Raw genomic sequence first — 17,072 nt, forward strand, 5'->3', positions numbered from 1 at the left:
CAAGACCGTCATCCACACCGACATCGACACCGCACCGACACCCGATACCGAACACCGAGGCTGTCGGCCCCCCGCGAGCGAAGAGAGCACCGCCGTGACCCAGCCCCTCCTGGACCTCCCCCCGCTGAGCGCCGCCCGCTTCGCCTCGATCGAGGACCGGGTGGCGCGGCTGCTGTGCACCGAGCAGGACGTCGTGATCATGCAGGGTGAGGCGCTGCTGCCGCTGGAGGGTGCGATCCGCGGGACCGCCGGGCCCGGGACGACGGCCCTGAACGTGATCACCGGGCCGTACGGGCAGACCTTCGGCGACTGGCTGCGGGACTGCGGGGCGACGGTGTACGACCTGGCGGTGCCGTTCCACACGGCGGTGACGGCGGAGCAGGTCCGTCAGGCGCTCGCCGAGCACCCGGAGATCGACTTCGTGTCGCTGGTGCACGCGGAGGCGGCGACCGGGAACACGAACCCGGCGGCGGAGATCGGGGCGGTGGTGCGGGAGCACCGCGCACTCTTCTATCTGGACGCCGTGGCCTCGATCGGCGCCGAGCCTGTGCTGCCGGACGCGTGGGGGGTGGACCTGTGCGTGATCGGGGCCCAGAAGGCGATGGGCGGGCCGGCGGGGGTGTCGGCGGTGTCGGTGAGCGAGCGGGCGTGGGCGCGGATGGCGGCGAACCCGGGGGCGCCGCGGCGGTCGTATCTGTCGCTGCTCGACTGGAAGGAGCGCTGGATCGACGGCGGTCGGAAGGCGCTGCTGCACGCTCCGGCGCAGCTGGAGATGCTGGCGCTCGAGGCGTGCCTGGAGCGGATCGAGGCGGACGGGCTGGAGACGGTGATGGCCCGGCACCGGTCCGCGGCGGCGGCGACGCGCGCGGGGGCGGTCGCGCTCGGTGGCGGTCTGGAGCCGTACGTGCATGAGGCGTCGGAGGCGGCGCCGGTGGCCACGACGTTGCGGGCACCGTCCGGTGTGGTGGCGGCGGAGCTGGTCGCGCGGGCGCTGGAGTGCGACCCGGGGGTGCCGTTGGCGGCGGGCGGGGGTGCGCTGGCCAAGGAGATGATCCGGGTCAACCACTACGGGGCCGACGCGACGGCGGAGACGGTGTCGGCGAGTCTCGCCGCGCTGGGGGCGGCACTGGGGGAGCTCGGGGTGGATGTGGACGTGGAGCGGGCTCGGGGAGTGGTCGGGGAACTGTGGGGCCAGCGGTGAACGGGTGCGGGTGCGGGGGCCGAGGGGTTCTCGCCCCCGCCGCCCTCACCCTTCCCACCCCCGGGCGCCGACTCCCGTGGTCGCCGCCTATCCAACTTGCCGGAAACGTGTCGGCGGAGTGACCGGGGCCTGAAATCGGCATTGCCCTCCAGAGTTCTTCCAGGTAATTCTGAAATTCCATTCCAGGGTAGCTCCCCGCATTCTTCTGCCCGCTCTTCTCCGGCCTAAACGCAAAGATTCTGCGAACGTCGTCCGAGGTAATTCGGGCAGATCTCGTGTGGGTTACCAGCGTGTGATCGACTCCACAGGACGGATGTTTCGTCCTTCAATGTCCGTATATTTCTCCAGCAAGCACCGCCGGTTCGCGCATAGGTGCGCGCCCGCGCGATATCACATCCATCGCCCGTCCGTAACCCCATCCGGCGATGCATTTTCGAATTTCCACGGGTAAATTGAATCCGCATGACCGCCGCACAAGCAGACCTGTCAGCGGAATTCCTGGAAGTGTCGGAGGGACTACGGATCGACCGTCCGGAGGTGGCGGACGGTGCCGCTCTCTGGCGTATCGCCAAGGACTCCGAAGCCCTCGATCTGAACTCCTCCTACAGCTATCTGCTGTGGTGCCGTGACTTCGCCGGCACCTCGGCTGTGGTGCGCGCCGAGCCCGACGGGCGGCCCGTCGGGTTCCTCACCGCGTACCTCCGGCCCGAGCGCCCCCACACCCTCCTCGTGTGGCAGGTCGCCGTGGACGCCGCGTACCGCGGGCGCGGCCTGGCCGCCCGCCTGCTCGACGCGGTCGCGGCACGGGTCGCCGCCGAGCACGGCGTCACCGGCGTCGAGACCACCATCACCCCGGGCAACACCGCCTCCGAGCGGCTGTTCACCTCGTTCGCCGCCCGGCACGGCGCGACCGTCGAGCGTGAAGTGCTCTTCGACACACGCCAGTTCCCGGACGGACCGCACGACCCGGAGGTCCTGTACCGCATCGGGCCCCTCGAGCACACCGCCTGATCCCCTCACCCCCACCTCCAGTCCGACTCCCCCTCCCCCACACACCGAGGAGCGTTTTCGTCGTGACCATCACCCAGCCGGACCTCAGCGTCTTCGAGACCCTCGAGTCGGAGGTGCGCAGCTACTGCCGCGGCTGGCCCACCGTCTTCGACCGCGCGCAGGGCAGCCGCATGTACGACGAGGACGGGCACGAGTACCTCGACTTCTTCGCCGGCGCAGGATCACTCAACTACGGCCACAACAACCCCGTACTGAAACGGGCGTTGATCGACTATCTGGAGCGGGACGGCGTCACCCACGGGCTCGACATGTCCACCGTCGCCAAGCGTTCCTTCCTGCAGACCTTCCAGGACGTCGTGCTGCGCCCGCGTGACCTGCCCTACAAGGTCATGTTCCCGGGGCCGACCGGCACCAACGCCGTCGAGTCCGCCCTGAAGCTGGCGCGCAAGGTGAAGGGACGCGAGGCCATCGTGTCCTTCACCAACGCCTTCCACGGGATGTCCCTGGGGTCGCTGGCCGTCACCGGCAACGCCTTCAAGCGCGCCGGCGCCGGCATCCCGCTGGTGCACGGCACGCCCATGCCCTTCGACAACTACTTCGACGGCACGGTCCAGGACTTCCTCTGGTTCGAGCGGCTCCTGGAGGACCAGGGGTCCGGCCTCAACAAACCCGCCGCCGTGATCGTCGAGACCGTGCAGGGCGAGGGCGGCATCAACGTCGCGCGCCCCGAGTGGCTGCGCGCCCTCGCCGAGCTGTGCGAGCGGCAGGACATGCTGCTGATCGTCGACGACATCCAGATGGGCTGCGGCCGTACCGGCGCCTTCTTCTCCTTCGAGGAGGCCGGGATCGTGCCGGACATCGTCACCGTGTCCAAGTCGATCAGCGGCTACGGGCTGCCGATGTCGCTGTGCCTGTTCAAGCCGGAGCTGGACGTCTGGGAGCCGGGCGAGCACAACGGCACCTTCCGCGGCAACAACCCGGCGTTCGTCACGGCCACCGCCGCTCTGGAGGCCTACTGGACCGACGGGTCCGCGATGGAGAAGCAGACCCGGGCCCGCGGCGAGCTGGTCGAGCGCGAGCTGGCCTCGATCGCCGACGAGAACCGCGCCGACGTGAAGGAGTACCGCGGCCGCGGGCTCGTGTGGGGCCTGGAGTTCCACGACAAGGAGCGGGCCTCGCGGATCGCGCGCCGCGCGTTCGAGCTCGGGCTGCTCGTGGAGACCTCGGGTCCCGAGAGCGAGGTCGTCAAACTGCTGCCCGCCCTCACCATCACCCCCGACGAGCTGGACGAGGGTCTGGGCATCCTCGCCCGCGCCGTCCGCGAAACCGTCTGAAAACCCCTGAGAAGGAGGCACACAGTACCGTGATCGTCCGTTCGTTCAAGGACATCGAAGGTACCGACCGGCATGTGAAAGCCGCGTCGGGGACCTGGGAGAGCAAGCGCATCGTCCTCGCCCGGGAGAAGGTCGGCTTCTCCCTGCACGAGACGATCCTGTACGCGGGCACCGAGACGTCGATGTGGTACGCGAACCACATCGAGGCGGTCGTGTGCGTCGAGGGCGAGGCGGAGCTGACCGACCACGAGACCGGGAAGACGTACACGATCACGCCCGGGACCATGTACCTGCTGGACGGGCACGAGAGGCACACGCTGCGCGTGAAGGAGGACTTCCGCTGCCTCTGCGTCTTCAACCCGCCCGTGACCGGCCGTGAGGACCACGACGAGAACGGCGTCTACCCCCTGCTCACCGAGGAGGTGTGAATCACCGATGACCCTGACCACCAGCACAGCCGTCACCGATCTCTATCCCAGCCGCGGCGCCACCGAGGTGGCGGTCCCGCGCCAGGACCCGGTCGTGTGGGGCGCTCCGGGTACACCGGGGCCGATCTCGCTGACCGACCTCCAGGCGTACGAGCGCGACGGCTTCCTGGCCATCGACGAGCTGATCACCGAGGACGAGGTCGCCGTCTACCGGCAGGAGCTGGAGCGGCTCGTCACCGATCCGGACATCCGCGCCGACGAGCGGTCGATCGTGGAGCCGAAGTCGAAGGAGATCCGGTCCGTCTTCGAGGTGCACAGGATCAGCGAGGTGTTCGCGAAACTCGTGCGCGACGAGCGGGTCGTCGGGCGGGCGCGGCAGATCCTCGGCTCGGACGTGTACGTCCACCAGTCGCGGATCAACGTCAAGCCGGGCTTCGGCGCCAGCGGCTTCTACTGGCACTCCGACTTCGAGACCTGGCACGCCGAGGACGGTCTGCCGAACATGCGGACGGTGTCCGTCTCGATCGCGCTGACCGAGAACTACGACACCAACGGCGGCCTGATGATCATGCCGGGGTCGCACAAGACGTTCCTCGGCTGCGCCGGCGCCACGCCGAAGGACAACTACAAGAAGTCGCTGCAGATGCAGGACGCGGGCACCCCGTCCGACGAAGCGCTGACGAAGATGGCCTCCGAGTACGGCATCAAGCTGTTCACAGGCAAGGCCGGTTCGGCGACCTGGTTCGACTGCAACTGCATGCACGGCTCGGGCGACAACATCACCCCGTTCCCGCGCAGCAACGTGTTCATCGTGTTCAACAGCGTGGAGAACGCGGCGGTGGAGCCCTTCGCGGCTCCGGTCCGGCGTCCCGAGTTCATCGGGGCGCGGGACTTCACCCCGGTGAAGTGAGCCGGAACCCGGCCGGGGGTCCGGGGGTCACCCCCGGAGATCACAGCATCGGGGCGCGGGACTTCACCCCGGTGAAGTGAGCCGGAACCCGGCCGGGGGTCCGGGGGTCGCCCCCGGAGATCACAGCATCGGGGCGCGGGACTTCACCCCGGTGAAGTGAGCCGGAACCCGGCCGGGGGTCCGGGGTCACCCCGGAGATCACAGCATCGGGGCGCGGGACTTCACCCCGGTGAAGTGAGCCGGAACCCGGCCGGGGGTCCGGGGGTCGCCCCCGGAGATCACAGCATCGGGGCGCGGGACTTCACCCCGGTGAAGTGACCGCCGGGTGCCTGGAGCCCTTCGTGCGAGGGGCTCCAGGCGCCGCTGGTCAGTCGGACAGCACGTCCAGGAGGCGATCGACGTCGGCGGGCGTGTTGTAGAGGTGGAAGGCCGCCCGCAGGTTGCCCGCACGGTTCGAGACCTCGACGCCCGCCCGGCTCAACTCGCCCTGCCGGTGGCCGAGTCCGGGCACGGACACGATCGGTGAGCCCGGTGCGGCGACCGGTTCGTGGCCGAGTGCGCCGAGGCCCTTGAGGAACCGGTCGGCGAGGGCGAGGTCGTGGGCCCGCACCCGGGCCACGCCCACCTCCTCCAGTAGCTCCAGGGAGCGGCGGGCACCCGCGTACGAGAACAGTGCCGGGCTCTCGTCGAACCTCCGTGCGGAGCGGGCGAGTTCGGCGACCGGTCCGTAGCAGCTGCCCCAGGGCTCCTCCCCCGCGACCCAGCCGGCGAAGAGCGGGGAGAGGGAGCCGAGGTCCTCCGGGACCACGAGGAAGGCCACGCCGCGCGGGCAGAAGAGCCACTTGAAGGCGACGGCGGCGACATAGTCGTACGCGTCCGCGTCGAGGTCCAGCCAGCCGACGGCCTGTGACGCGTCCACATACGTACGGGCGCCGTGCTCCCGGGCCGCCGCGCCGATGGCGGACAGGTCGGCGATCCGGCCGTCGGCGGACTGCGCCGCGCTGACCGCGACGAGCGCGGTGCCGGGCCCCACGGACTCGGCGATCCGCTCCAGCGGCACGGTGCGGACCCTCAGGTCGCGGCGCATGTGGAAGGGGTTCACCACCGAGCTGAAGTCGCCCTCGGCGGTGACGACTTCGGCGCCCTCGGGCAGCGAGGCGGCGATCAGCCCGGTGTAGACGGCGACCGAGGCCCCCGCCGCCACCCGGCGGTCGGGAACTCCGGTCAACCGGGCGAAGGAGGCGCGGGCGGCCTCCACGTCGGCGAACATGTCGGTGGGCTGCCCGACGGCGGCCGACTCCACGGCGGTCCGCAGGGCCTCCACCGTGCGGGCCGGCAGCAGCCCGGTGCTCGCGGTGTTCAGGTAGGTGTTCTTCGGGGCGAACTCGGCGCGGACGAGGGTCTCGAAGGTCTCCATGGGACCACTGTGCGGCCCGCGGAAGTCCCAGTCCATCGCCTATTTGTGCGTGGTTCCATCAAGGAGCCCTTACACATCCGCCTGACCTGCGGGTCCTCAGTGCTGCGGCACCGCGCAGCCGTCCGGGCCGCAGGCGTCCGCGTCACCCTGGTCGATCAGCTTCAGCGGCGAGCGTTCGCCCCACGCCTGGGTCAGCGCCTGCGCGAAGAGCTCCGCCGGCTGGGCGCCGGAGACGCCGTACTTCCGGTCGAGGACGAAGAAGGGGACGCCGTTCGCACCCAGCTCGGCGGCCTCGCGCTCGTCGGCGCGCACGGCGTCGGCGTAGGCGGTGGGGTCGGCGAGGACCTTGCGGACGTCCTCGGCGGCGAGCCCGGCCTCCACGGCCAGCTCCACCAGCCGCTCGTCGCCCTCGGTGAACAGGGACCGTTCCTCGGCGAAGTTCGCCCGGTACAGGATCTGGATCAGCTCGTCCTGCTTGCCCTGCTCCTTGGCGAAGTGCAGCAGGCGGTGCATGTCGAAGGTGTTGCCGTGGTCGCGGCCCGTGGTGCGGTACTCGAGGCCCTCGGCGGCGGCCTGGGCGCCCAGGTTGTGCTCACCGGCCTGGGCCTGCGCCTCGCTCATCCCGTACTTCTTGGCGAGCATCGTGAGGACCGGCTGCACGTCGTCCTTGGCGCGGTGCGGGTCCAGCTCGAAGGAGCGGTGCACCACCTCGACCTCGTCCCGGTGCGGGAAGGCCTGGAGCGCCTTCTCGAAGCGGGCTTTTCCGACATAGCACCAGGGGCAGGCGATGTCGGACCAGATCTCCACGCGCATGTCTTCGGCTTCTCTCCAGGTCGTACGGGTACGGAGCCTCCCTCCGCAGGCTGTGTGAACGTTCAAGCGCTCCGTTTCATTCCCCCGGGACACCGGGGACGGTGTACCGGAGGTGGACGTGGTGGTCGTCCTCGGCGGGCGGGTTCTCAAGGTCGGGGACCCAGCCGTGGCGGGCGTAGAAGACCTGGGCGCGCCGGTTGTCCACGTGCACGTCGAGGACGGCCGTCCGCTTGCCGTCGGCCTGCCACTCCTCCACACAGGCCGCGTGGAGTTGCGAGCCGATGCCGCGGCGCCAGTGACCGGGGTCGACGTGGAACTGGAAGAGCTTGACCGTGTCGGCGGGGGCTCCCTCCGGCGTGCGGAAGGAGGCGACGCCGACGAGGTGCCCGTGTTCGACGACGCACAGCACATGTCCGTCAGGCCGTTGGATGGCGGCCCGCCAGGCGGCGAGCCAGTCGGTGCCGTCCTGCGGCAGCCCCTTGGGGTAGTACGTCGCCCTGGCCCGCACGTGCAGATCGGCCACGGCCGGCGCCTCGGCGGACAGGGCGGTGCGGATCACCCGGCTTCCGGTCACACGCTCTTGGATCATGCAACGGAGGACGTGACAGCGGCCGGGGCGGTTCCGAGGCGGCTGAACTGGGCGCGGTAGGCGCTCGGCGTCAGGCCCGTCCGGCGGACGAGATGAGCGCGCAGCGAGTCGGCTGTGCCGAGGCCCGAGGCCTCGGCGATCCGGTCCATGGGCAGAGTGGTCGTCTCCAGGAGTTCCTTGGCCCGCTCGATGCGCTGGTGGAGCAGCCACTGCAGCGGGCTGACCCCGCTCTCGGCGTGGAAGCGGCGGGTGAGGGTGCGCACGCTGACGCCCGCGTGCCGGGCCAGGTCGGTGAGCGTGAGCGGCTTGTCGAGGTTGCGCATGGCCCAGCCGCGGGTGTCGGAACAGGCGTTGCCCCGTTCGGGTGGCAGCGGCGTCTGGGTGAACTGGGTCTGGCCGCCGGGGCGCACGGGGGCGACCAGGGCCAGCCGGGCGACCCGGTTGGCGACGGCGGCGCCGTAGTCGGTGCGGATGATGTGCAGGCACAGGTCGATTCCGGCGGCGTATCCGGACGACGTCAGGACCTGGCCGTCCTGGACGTACAGAACGTCTCCCTTGAGGTCCACCTCCGGGTACCGTGCGCGCAGTTCATCGGCGTGCTCCCAGTACGTCGTGGCGCGGCGGCCCGCGAGCAGGCCCGCCTCGGCGAGCAGGAAGGCACCGGTGCAGATGGAGGCGATGCGCTTGTTCGCGGCGGCCGCCTCGCGCAGGACGGCCACGACCCGCGGGTCCGGCGCGTGCGCCGACCCGGTGCCCGCGACAAGCACCGTGTCAGCCTCTCGCAGGGCCTCGAGGCCGTGGCGCACGCACAGGTCAAGGCCGCCGGTGGTGGGGACGGGACCGGGCTCCGGGGCGCAGATGACCACCTCGTAGCCGGGGCGTCCGTCGACCTCGGTCTTAGTGAACAGCAGCTCGGGGATGGCAAGGTTGAACATCGAGACGGGGGACGCCGCGATGACGGCGACCCGGCGGACCCCTTGCTCCTCGGCCATGGCCAAAACCTCCGGACGTATGGCATTCGGGCCACTACTGTACGCCGCCGGAGATCCGCACAGTGAAGACATGTCGACCGACCGCACGATGACGAAGACTCAGCCCCCAGGCGGTACCGAGCGGCAGTTGCGACCGACCTCGGCCGCGCTCACCCTGACCGCCGCCCTTCTCGGCTTCGCGGTCACCACGCTCGACGCCTCCGTGGTGAACGTGGCGCTCCCGGCGATCGGGACCGAGCTGAAGTCCGGTCTGTCGGGGCTCCAGTGGGTCGTCGACGCCTACACGCTGGCGTTCGCGGCGCTGATGCTGTCGACGGGGGCCTTCGCGGACCGGGCCGGGGCGAGCCGGGCCTTCGGGGCGGGCATCGCCGTGTTCACCCTGGCGTCTGCAGCATGCGGAGGAGCACCGAACCTGGCGATGCTGATCGGGGCGCGGGTGGTTCAGGGCGCGGCGGCGGCCGTGGTCCTGCCGGCCTCCCTCGCGCTCGTGCGGCAGGCGTACCCGGACGCGGCGCGGCGGGCGCGCGCTGTGGCAGTGTGGGCGGCGGGCGGTTCGGTGGCGGTCGCCCTGGGCCCGGTGGCCGGCGGGGCGCTGACGACGGCGTGGGACTGGCGCTGGATCTTCTTCATCAATCTGCCGGTGGGCGCACTGGCGCTGCTGTCGCTGCTCCGCACACCGCGCTCGCAGCCACGGCCGGCGCCCTTGGACGTCCCCGGTCAACTCACGGCGGTCGTGGCCCTCGCCGCGCTGACGTCCGCGGTGATCGAGGGTGGCACCACGGGCCTGGTGGCGTTCGCGGCCGCCATCGTCGCGGGTGCGGCGTTCGTACGGATCGAGACCCGGCAGGCACACCCCGTCCTACCGCTCGGGCTCTTCCGCAGCCGGTACGTCCGCGTGGCCGTCGCGGCGGGGGCGGCGTGCAGCGTGGCGTTCTACGGTGTGGTGTTCCTCTTCTCCTTGTTCTTCCAGCAGATACAGGGGCGCTCCGCACTGTCCGCCGGGCTGATGTTCCTTCCGATGACGGGGCTGATCTCGGTGACCAACATCGCGTCGGGCAAGCTGGCGGGCCGGTACGGCGCCCGGCTGCCGATGCTGCTGGGGCAGTGGCTGGCGGTGGCGGGGCTGCTGCTCCTGCTGTGTGTCGACACGTCGACACCGTCCGCCGCGGTGGCCGTCCTGCTGGTCCCGACGGCCCTGGGATGCGCCCTCACGGTGCCGCCGCTGACGGCGACGATGATGGAGGCGGTTCCCCCGGACCGTGCGGGCCTCGCGGCGGGCGTGCTGAACTCGGCCCGTCAGGTGGCCGGGGGCCTGGCCATCGCCGTGTTCGGTGCGCTGGTGGGCGGGGGCTTCGAGGCCGGGATGCGGTGGGGGCTCGCGGTGTCGGCGGTGCTGTTCACCACGACGGCCGTGGCCACGCTGCGCCTGCGGCGCCCGGCCGGTTCCTCATGAACCGTCCCGCAGGTCCTGCGGCCAGTGCGGGCGGTACTCGATCCCGTCGTACGTCACCACGCAGCCCTCGCCCATCGGGGACTGGGCCATGAAGCCGACCAGCGCCGCGTCCGTCTCCTTCTCGTCGCCCAGGGTGAACAACCGGACGAACGTCCACCGCTTCCCGTCCCGGGAGGCGTGGAAGGCGAAGGCGCGGCCGGTCCGGCTGATCCGGAGCCAGACCGAACTGCCCTCCACGGTGAAGGAGTTGGCATCGTCGGAGTGGCCCCGCGTCACCACGGTGCACACGGTGGGCACGTCCGGCGAGTACTCCAGGCACAGCTTCGCCCACGCCCGCTCGCCGACGTGGACGTACAGCACACCGGCGTCGAAGGCCGCGGCGAAGCCGACGGTGACGCGGGCGATCAGCTGGAAGTCCCCTTCCGGCGCCCCGAGCAGCCGGGGTGCGTCGGAGGCGGCGTCCAGGGACTCACCCGTGGGCGGCACGAAGCGATCCTGCCGGGCCCCGGCCCAGCCGGTGAGCACCCCGTCCTCGTACGACCAGTGGCCTTCGGGCCCGTACGTACGAAGGAGGAAAGGGAGTTCGGGAAGTTCGAGGTCCATTGCCAGAGTGTCCCAGGTGCCGAGGTAGGGGGCAGTGGTTTTCGGGGGTGCGGGGATCTGACGCCTCGCGCGGCTCGGCCGCGACCGACCACGGAGGCGCCGCACCCCGCAACGCCCCTACGGCACGAACCGCAATGAAACGGTCACCGCTCCAGACGGCCGTTGAACCGCCGCGGCAGACCCAGCGGGTTGTCGTCCCGCAGCTCCGGCGGGAGCAGGGCCTCCGGAGCGTTCTGGTACGCCACGGGCCGCAGCCACCGCTCGATCGCCGTACCGCCGACCGACGTGGACGTGGACGTGGTCGCCGGGTACGGACCACCGTGGTGCTGAGCGGGCGCGACCGCCACCCCGGTGGGCCAGCCGTTGACAAGTACGCGCCCTGCCAGCGGGGTCAGCTCCTGAAGGATCTCCGCGCCACGGCCCTCCCCCGCCGCCTCCTCACTCGACAGGTGCACCGTCGCGGTGAGGTTGCCGGGGAGCCGGCCCAGGACGCGCTTGGCCTCGTCCTCGTCCTCGTAGCGGGCGACGACCGTGATCGGGCCGAAGCACTCCTCGAGAAGCAGGTCGTACTCGCCCTCCGTCGTGAGCTTCTCGGCCGGGACGGTGAGGAAGCCCGCGCTCACGGTGTGCTCGCCGCCCGGGCCGGCGGTGACCGGGGACTCCACATCGGGGAGGGCCGCGCGCTCGGCGACCCCGGCGACGAAGTTGTCCCGCATGCGGTGGTCGAGCAGGACGCCGGCGTCGGTGTCGCTGACCGCCTCGGTCAGGGACTTCACCAGGCGGTCGCCCGCCGCTCCCGTGGGGGCCAGGACCAGGCCGGGCTTGACGCAGAACTGGCCGACGCCCAGCGTCATGGAGCCCGCGAGACCCGCGCCGATCGTCTCGGCGCGCTCGGCGGCGGCGGCCTCGGTGACGACCACCGGGTTGAGCGAGCCGAGTTCACCGTGGAACGGGATCGGGACGGGGCGGGCGGCCGCCGCGTCGAAGAGGGCACGGCCGCCGCGAACGGAGCCGGTGAACCCGGCGGCGGCGACCAGCGGGTGCTTGATCAGTTCGATGCCCGCCTGGAAACCGTGCACGAGACCGAGCACGCCCTTCGGGATGTCGTGCCGCTCGGCGGCGCGGCGCAGGGCCGCCGCGACCAGTTCGGACAGGGCCGGGTGGTCGGGGTGGGCCTTGACGACGACGGGGCAGCCCGCGGCGAGCGCGCTCGCGGTGTCGCCGCCGGCCACCGAGAAGGCGAAGGGGAAGTTGGAGGCCGAGTACACGGCGACGACGCCCAGCGGGACCTTGTAGCGGCGCAGGTCGGGGATCGGGGGGGTCGCCGTGTCGTCGGGGTGGTTGATCACGACGTCGAGGAAGGCGCCCTCGTCGACGATGTCCGCAAAGGCACGCAGCTGGTAGCAGGTGCGGGCGAGCTCGCCGCTCAGCCGGACCGGACCGAGGGCGGTCTCCGCGTCCGCCGCCTCGACGAGGTGGTCCTTGGCCGCCTCCAGCTCGTCGGCGGCGGCACGCAGGAACGCCGAGCGGACCGTCCGGTCGGCGAGGGAGCCACGCGCGTCGTGGGCGGCCCGGACGGCGGCGTCCACCTCCTCAGCTGTGGCCTCCACCGCAACCTGTTCACGCTGCTTCCCGGTTCGGGGGTCGACACTCCAGACTGGTGCTGCTGCCACCGCGGGTCCCTCCAGATGTCATGCCGCAGTTCGTACGCCATCCATCAGAGTCGTTCGATATACTGAACGCTGTCTCTGATGATGAATATGCTGCTCGGAGACTATTTCCCGGCGAACGAAGGGGTCAAGGGCGATGTCGGCAGGCGAGACAGGCGGCGGGGCGCAGGTCAAGTCCGCGGTGCGGACGGTCGAATTGCTCGAGTACTTCGCCGGCCGCCCCGGCATGCACTCGCTGGCCTCCGTGCAGGAGGCCGTCGGATACCCCAAGTCCAGCCTGTACATGCTGCTGCGCACGCTCGTGGAGCTGGGCTGGGTGGAGACGGACGCGACGGGCACGCGGTACGGCATCGGGGTGCGCGCTCTGCTGGTCGGCACGTCGTACATCGACGGCGACGAGGTGGTGGCGGCGGCCCGCCCGACCCTGGACCGGCTGTCGGACGACACGACGGAGACGATCCACCTGGCGCGCCTCGACGGCACGAACGTGGTGTACCTGGCGACCCGCCAGTCGCAGCACTACCTGCGGCCCTTCACGCGGGTGGGGCGCCGGCTGCCCGCGCACTCGACGTCGCTGGGCAAGGCGCTGCTGAGCACGTACACGGACGAGCAGGTCCGCAAGATGCTCCCGGAGACGCTCCCGGCGCTGACCGAACACACCCTCACGGACCGTGAGAAGCTGATCGAGGAGCTGCACCAGGTCCGCGAGCAGGGCTTCGCCGTGGACCGGGAGGAGAACACGCTGGGGTTGCGCTGCTTCGGGGTCGCGATCCCCTACCGCACCCCGGCCCGCGACGCGATCAGCTGCTCGGTCCCGGTGGCCCGCCTGACCCCGGCCCACGAACAGATGATCAAGGACGCCCTGTTCGACGCGAGGGACCGTCTGACGCTCGCCACCCGGAGGCTGTGAACCATGGAGGTCGTGCTCCGCGAGGTCCACGACGGCGACCTGCAGGTGTTCTAGCGGCAGATGAGCGATCCCGCGGCGGTCCGGATGGCCGCTTCGCCCCCGGGGACCCGGCCGACCCGGACGTCTTCGACGCCCACTGGAAGAAGATACGGTCCTCGTCCGACGTCCTCGCCCGCACGGTCCTGGCGGACGGCGACGTGGTGGGGAGCGCGGCTGGGGGTACCCCCTGCTCGAAGCAGCTTGGGGGAGTACGGGGAACCGGGCGAGCGCGACGTGACGTACTGGATCGACCGCGGGTACTGGGGGCGTGGCGTGGCGACGGCCGCGCTGCGGGCGCTGCCGGCTCAGGTGCCGGAACGCCCGCTGTACGCACGGGCGGCGGTGGGCAACGCGGGGTCGCTGCGCGTGCTGGAGAAGTGCGGGTTCCGTGAGAGCGCGCGAGCGAGGGGCTACGCGTGGGCGCGGGACGAGGAGATCGACGAGGTCGTGCTGACGCTGGACGCCTGAGCCGTTCATGAGCGCGGGATGAGAAATGGGGCGTTCGGGAACGATCCGGCCCGTCCCGTTCGTCTTCCTGGCGCGATGAACAAGACGATCAGGCGCGCCTCCGTCTTCGTGCTGGCACTGGTGTTCGCTCTGCTGGTCAGGGCCACCTGGGTGCAGTTCTACGACGGCAAGGCGCTCGCGGACGACAAGGACAACCGGCGAGGCGCGATCGAGACGTACTCGCAGCCGCTGGGGAACATCATCGTGGCCGGAAGGTCGGTCACCGGCTCGGCCCGGACGACCGGCGGCGACCTCGCGTACAAGCGCACCTACACCGACGGCAGGCTGTACGCCGCGGTGACGGGCTACGCCTCGCAGAGCTACGCGCCCACCCAACTCGAAGGCATCTACCAGGAGCTGCTCGACGGCACTGATCCCCGTCTGAAGACCGTCATGGACACGGTCACCAACCAGCGGGCCGAACCGGGCAACGTGGTGACGACCATCGACCCGGACGTGCAGAAGGCGGCGTACGACGCACTCGGCGACAAGAAGGGCGCCGCCGTCGCGATCGACCCGAAGACCGGCCGCATCCTCGCTGTCGTCTCGACCCCGTCCTACGACCCGTCGTCGCTGACCGACGCCAACACCGCCGGGGCCGCCTGGAAGCAGCTCAACGCCGATCCGGACAAGCCGCTCACCAACCGCGCGCTGCGCCAGCCCCTGCCGCCGGGATCGACGTTCAAGCTGGTGGTGGCGGCGGCCGCGCTGGAGGACGGGCTCTATTCGTCGGTGGACCAGAAGACGGTCAGCCCGAACCCGTACCGGCTGCCGCTGTCGACCGACGAGTTGTCCAACGAGAACCCCTCCGCGCCCTGCGAGAACGCCTCGATCCGGGTGGCCCTGGAATACTCGTGCAACAACGTCTTCGCGAAGATGGCCGTCGACCTCGGCCAGGACAAGGTGAAGGCGATGGCCGAGAAGTTCGGCTTCAACGACGACCAGCTGGACGTGCCGGTGCGGGCGTACCCGAGCGTGTACCCCTCGAAGATGGACCAGGCGCAGACGGCCCTGTCCGGTATCGGCCAGTTCGACGTGACCGCGACCCCGCTCCAGATGGCCATGGTGTCCGCCGCCCTGGCCAACGGCGGTGAGCTGGTCAGCCCGCACATGGTGTCGCAGATCACCGACAGCGGCGGCGATGTGCTGAAGAACTACGACAACGACACGTCCACGAAGCGGATCGTCAGCTCCTCGACCGCGGCCCAGCTGGAGTCCGCCATGCAGACGGTCGTCGAGAAGGGCACGGGTACCAACGCGCAGATCCCGGGCGTCACCGTGGGCGGCAAGACCGGTACCGCGCAGCACGGCGAGAACAACAGCCAGGTGCCGTACGCCTGGTTCACGGCGTACGGCAAGTCCGACGCGACGGGCAAGGAGGTCGCGGTCGCGGTGGTGGTCGAGCAGTCGGACGCGGCGCGTTCCGAGGTGAGCGGCAACGGACTGGCGGCGCCGGTGGCCAAGGCCATGATGCAGGCCGCGCTCAAGAGCTGAGCCGAGCGCCGTGAAGCCCCCGGCCGGTGCTGTCCCGGCCGGGGTCCGGCCCGCGGCCCAGTCACAGTCGCAGTCGCAGTCGCAGTCGAATGCGGCGTTCCGCGGGAACTACCGCACGCCGAGGATCTGCTCCACCGGATCGATCGCGAAGTACACCAGGAACAGCGCGGAGACGCCCCACAGCAGCCAGTTGACCTCCTTGGCCTTGCCGAGGACCGTCTTGATCACGACGTACGACAGGAATCCGGCACCGATGCCGTCGGTGATCGAGTACGTGAACGGCATCGCGGCGATGGTGAGGAACGCCGGGATGGCGATCTCGTACCGGTCCCAGTCGATGTGCTTGACGTGCGTCATCATCAGGAATCCGACCGCGATCAGGGCGGGCGCCGCCGCCTGGAGCGGCACGATGGTCAGCAGCGGCGTGAGGAACAGCGCGAGGCCGAAGAGGCCGCCGGTGACCAGGTTGGCGAACCCGGTGCGCGCGCCCTCGCCGACGCCGGCGGCGGACTCGATGTACGCGGTGTTGGAGGAGGCGGAGCCCACGCCGCCGGCGATCGCGGCGGCGCCGTCGATGAACAGCACCCGGCCGATGCCCGGCACCTGGCCCTGCTCGTCGAGCAGCCCGGCCTCCGCGCTGATGCCGACGATGGTGCCCATGGCGTCGAAGAAGTCCGACAGGATCAGCGTGAAGATCAGCAGGACGACGGTGATGGCGCTCGTTTCGCCGAAGGCGCCGAACAGGCTGAAGTGACCGACGAGCCCGAAGTCGGGGGCCGCCACGACCTTGTCGGGGAGCTTCGGGGTGGTCAGGCCCCAACTCTTGATGTCGGCGACGGCGTTGATGACGATCGCGACGACCGTCATGGTCACGATGCTGATCAGGATGGCGCCCTTCACCCTGCGGGCGAGCAGCGCGATGGTGAGCAGCACGCCGAGGCAGAAGACCAGGACGGGCCAGCCGGTCAGGTGCCCCACGGCGCCCAGTTGCACCGGCACGGTGGTGTTCGCGGCGTCCGGGATGCGGCTGACGAACCCGGCGTCGACGAAGCCGATGAACGCGATGAACAGACCGATGCCGACGCCGATGGCCTGCTTCAGCTGCTGCGGGATCGCATTCATGATCGCTTCGCGCAGTCCGGTGAGCACCAGGACGCAGATCAGGACGCCCTCGATGACGACGAGGCCCATGGCGTCGGCCCAGCTCATCAGGGGAGCGAGTTGGAAGGCGACGACAGCGTTGAGTCCGAGGCCGGCGGCGATGGCGAGCGGCAGATTGCCGCCGACACCCATGATGATCGTCATCACACAGGCCACCAGCGCGGTGGCCGTGACCAGTTGGCCGGTGTCCAGTTGGTGACCGAACTTGTCCTTGGCGCTACCCAGGATGATCGGATTCAGGACAAGGATGTAGGCCATCGTGAAGAACGTGGCGAGGCCGCCGCGTATCTCACGGCCGAAGGTGGTGCCCCCTTCGGAGATCCGGAAGAACCGGTCGAGGCCGTTGGCCGCCGGGGGCGCGGCACTTGACCGGCCGGCCACCTTCTGTGTGTCGGGCATGGCAGTACTCCTTGTTGCCTGTTGAACCGGTGCGGGATGCTGGCTGGATTGTTCCCGTGGTGAACCCGTTTCAGGTTTTCACCGTGTTACGGAATCGGAGAATTCGGCCCGCCATACGACGTTCGAAGCTCCGTACGAACG

15 protein-coding genes and 1 pseudogene are annotated in these 17,072 nt (G+C 70.4%); 9 read left to right on the top strand and 7 right to left on the bottom strand.

Annotation, left to right across the window (positions count from 1 at the left end; all coding sequences use genetic code 11):
• The first annotated feature begins 94 nt into the window (after nucleotides 1-94).
• The 5 genes from N8I84_RS10355 to thpD all read left to right on the top strand — a co-directional run bounded on the left by N8I84_RS10355 (nucleotide 95) and on the right by thpD (nucleotide 4,884).
• A complete protein-coding gene (locus N8I84_RS10355) occupies nucleotides 95-1,201 on the top strand; it encodes a pyridoxal-phosphate-dependent aminotransferase family protein (RefSeq protein ID WP_263229244.1) in 1,107 nt (368 codons plus the stop codon).
• 462 nt (nucleotides 1,202-1,663) lie between these two features.
• Nucleotides 1,664-2,212 carry a diaminobutyrate acetyltransferase gene (ectA, locus tag N8I84_RS10360; protein ID WP_263229245.1) on the top strand — a complete coding sequence of 183 codons (549 nt, stop codon included), beginning with the start codon at nucleotides 1,664-1,666 and terminating at the stop codon, nucleotides 2,210-2,212.
• 62 nt (nucleotides 2,213-2,274) lie between these two features.
• Nucleotides 2,275-3,546, top strand: a complete 1,272-nt coding sequence (gene ectB / locus N8I84_RS10365; RefSeq protein WP_263229246.1) for a diaminobutyrate--2-oxoglutarate transaminase — start codon at nucleotides 2,275-2,277, stop codon at nucleotides 3,544-3,546.
• 29 nt (nucleotides 3,547-3,575) lie between these two features.
• The gene (locus N8I84_RS10370; protein WP_103844648.1) at nucleotides 3,576-3,974 is read left to right on the top strand and encodes an ectoine synthase; all 399 of its coding nucleotides are present in this window, start codon (nucleotides 3,576-3,578) and stop codon (nucleotides 3,972-3,974) included.
• Nucleotides 3,975-3,981: 7 nt separating this feature from the next.
• A complete protein-coding gene (gene thpD / locus N8I84_RS10375) occupies nucleotides 3,982-4,884 on the top strand; it encodes an ectoine hydroxylase (protein WP_263229247.1) in 903 nt (300 codons plus the stop codon).
• Between the two features lie 367 nt (nucleotides 4,885-5,251).
• On the opposite strand, the gene N8I84_RS10380 is transcribed toward thpD, so the two are convergent.
• From N8I84_RS10380 to N8I84_RS10395, 4 genes are all read right to left on the bottom strand, one after another.
• Nucleotides 5,252-6,301, bottom strand: coding sequence for an aminotransferase class V-fold PLP-dependent enzyme (locus N8I84_RS10380; RefSeq protein WP_263229248.1), 1,050 nt, complete (start codon nucleotides 6,299-6,301; stop codon nucleotides 5,252-5,254).
• 96 nt (nucleotides 6,302-6,397) lie between these two features.
• A complete protein-coding gene (locus N8I84_RS10385; RefSeq protein WP_263229249.1) occupies nucleotides 6,398-7,114 on the bottom strand; it encodes a DsbA family oxidoreductase in 717 nt (238 codons plus the stop codon).
• A gap of 76 nt (nucleotides 7,115-7,190) precedes the next feature.
• Entirely contained in the window at nucleotides 7,191-7,703 is a 513-nt protein-coding gene (locus N8I84_RS10390; protein WP_263229250.1) for a GNAT family N-acetyltransferase, read from the bottom strand.
• Nucleotides 7,700-8,695, bottom strand: coding sequence for a GlxA family transcriptional regulator (locus tag N8I84_RS10395; RefSeq protein WP_263229251.1), 996 nt, complete (start codon nucleotides 8,693-8,695; stop codon nucleotides 7,700-7,702). Before N8I84_RS10395 ends, N8I84_RS10390 begins: the two co-directional genes overlap by 4 nt.
• Before the next feature lie 70 nt (nucleotides 8,696-8,765).
• Here N8I84_RS10395 and N8I84_RS10400 point away from each other — a divergent pair, with 70 nt between their 5' ends.
• Nucleotides 8,766-10,148, top strand: a complete 1,383-nt coding sequence (locus tag N8I84_RS10400) for an MFS transporter (RefSeq protein ID WP_263229252.1) — start codon at nucleotides 8,766-8,768, stop codon at nucleotides 10,146-10,148.
• Here the strand turns inward: N8I84_RS10400 and N8I84_RS10405 are convergent.
• Nucleotides 10,143-10,751: a DUF1349 domain-containing protein gene (locus tag N8I84_RS10405; RefSeq protein ID WP_263229253.1), complete on the bottom strand. Its 609-nt coding sequence runs from the start codon at nucleotides 10,749-10,751 to the stop codon at nucleotides 10,143-10,145. The two genes, N8I84_RS10400 and N8I84_RS10405, sit on opposite strands and share 6 nt — an antisense overlap.
• Before the next feature lie 143 nt (nucleotides 10,752-10,894).
• Nucleotides 10,895-12,424, bottom strand: a complete 1,530-nt coding sequence (locus N8I84_RS10410; protein ID WP_263229254.1) for an aldehyde dehydrogenase (NADP(+)) — start codon at nucleotides 12,422-12,424, stop codon at nucleotides 10,895-10,897.
• A 133-nt stretch (nucleotides 12,425-12,557) separates the two neighbouring features.
• On the opposite strand from N8I84_RS10410, the gene N8I84_RS10415 reads away from it, so the two are divergent.
• From N8I84_RS10415 to N8I84_RS10425, 3 genes and pseudogenes are all read left to right on the top strand, one after another.
• Nucleotides 12,558-13,331, top strand: a complete 774-nt coding sequence (locus N8I84_RS10415; protein ID WP_263229255.1) for an IclR family transcriptional regulator — start codon at nucleotides 12,558-12,560, stop codon at nucleotides 13,329-13,331.
• 60 nt (nucleotides 13,332-13,391) lie between these two features.
• Nucleotides 13,392-13,838 (top strand): annotated as a pseudogene (locus N8I84_RS10420) (GNAT family N-acetyltransferase).
• 75 nt (nucleotides 13,839-13,913) lie between these two features.
• On the top strand, nucleotides 13,914-15,371 hold the full coding sequence (locus N8I84_RS10425; RefSeq protein ID WP_263229256.1) for a peptidoglycan D,D-transpeptidase FtsI family protein: 1,458 nt from the start codon (nucleotides 13,914-13,916) through the stop codon (nucleotides 15,369-15,371).
• A 108-nt stretch (nucleotides 15,372-15,479) separates the two neighbouring features.
• Here the strand turns inward: N8I84_RS10425 and N8I84_RS10430 are convergent, their stop codons facing one another.
• The gene (locus N8I84_RS10430) at nucleotides 15,480-16,931 is read right to left on the bottom strand and encodes an NCS2 family permease (RefSeq protein WP_263229257.1); all 1,452 of its coding nucleotides are present in this window, start codon (nucleotides 16,929-16,931) and stop codon (nucleotides 15,480-15,482) included.
• Nucleotides 16,932-17,072: the final 141 nt, after the last annotated feature.

Origin of the sequence: Streptomyces cynarae (genome assembly GCF_025642135.1) — a bacterium.
Lineage (GTDB): Bacteria > Actinomycetota > Actinomycetes > Streptomycetales > Streptomycetaceae > Streptomyces > Streptomyces cynarae.

What these genes read in the sequence shown, in the direction of transcription:
- ectA (WP_263229245.1), top strand. Translation starts at nt 1,664, where the DNA reads ATGACCGCCGCACAAGCAGACCTGTCAGCGGAATTCCTGGAAGTGTCG.
- thpD (WP_263229247.1), top strand. Translation starts at nt 3,982, where the DNA reads ATGACCCTGACCACCAGCACAGCCGTCACCGATCTCTATCCCAGCCGC.
- N8I84_RS10380 (WP_263229248.1), bottom strand. Translation starts at nt 6,301, where the DNA reads ATGGAGACCTTCGAGACCCTCGTCCGCGCCGAGTTCGCCCCGAAGAAC.
- N8I84_RS10385 (WP_263229249.1), bottom strand. Translation starts at nt 7,114, where the DNA reads ATGCGCGTGGAGATCTGGTCCGACATCGCCTGCCCCTGGTGCTATGTC.
- N8I84_RS10390 (WP_263229250.1), bottom strand. Translation starts at nt 7,703, where the DNA reads ATGATCCAAGAGCGTGTGACCGGAAGCCGGGTGATCCGCACCGCCCTG.
- N8I84_RS10395 (WP_263229251.1), bottom strand. Translation starts at nt 8,695, where the DNA reads ATGGCCGAGGAGCAAGGGGTCCGCCGGGTCGCCGTCATCGCGGCGTCC.
- N8I84_RS10400 (WP_263229252.1), top strand. Translation starts at nt 8,766, where the DNA reads ATGTCGACCGACCGCACGATGACGAAGACTCAGCCCCCAGGCGGTACC.
- N8I84_RS10405 (WP_263229253.1), bottom strand. Translation starts at nt 10,751, where the DNA reads ATGGACCTCGAACTTCCCGAACTCCCTTTCCTCCTTCGTACGTACGGG.
- N8I84_RS10415 (WP_263229255.1), top strand. Translation starts at nt 12,558, where the DNA reads ATGTCGGCAGGCGAGACAGGCGGCGGGGCGCAGGTCAAGTCCGCGGTG.
- N8I84_RS10425 (WP_263229256.1), top strand. Translation starts at nt 13,914, where the DNA reads ATGAACAAGACGATCAGGCGCGCCTCCGTCTTCGTGCTGGCACTGGTG.
- N8I84_RS10430 (WP_263229257.1), bottom strand. Translation starts at nt 16,931, where the DNA reads ATGCCCGACACACAGAAGGTGGCCGGCCGGTCAAGTGCCGCGCCCCCG.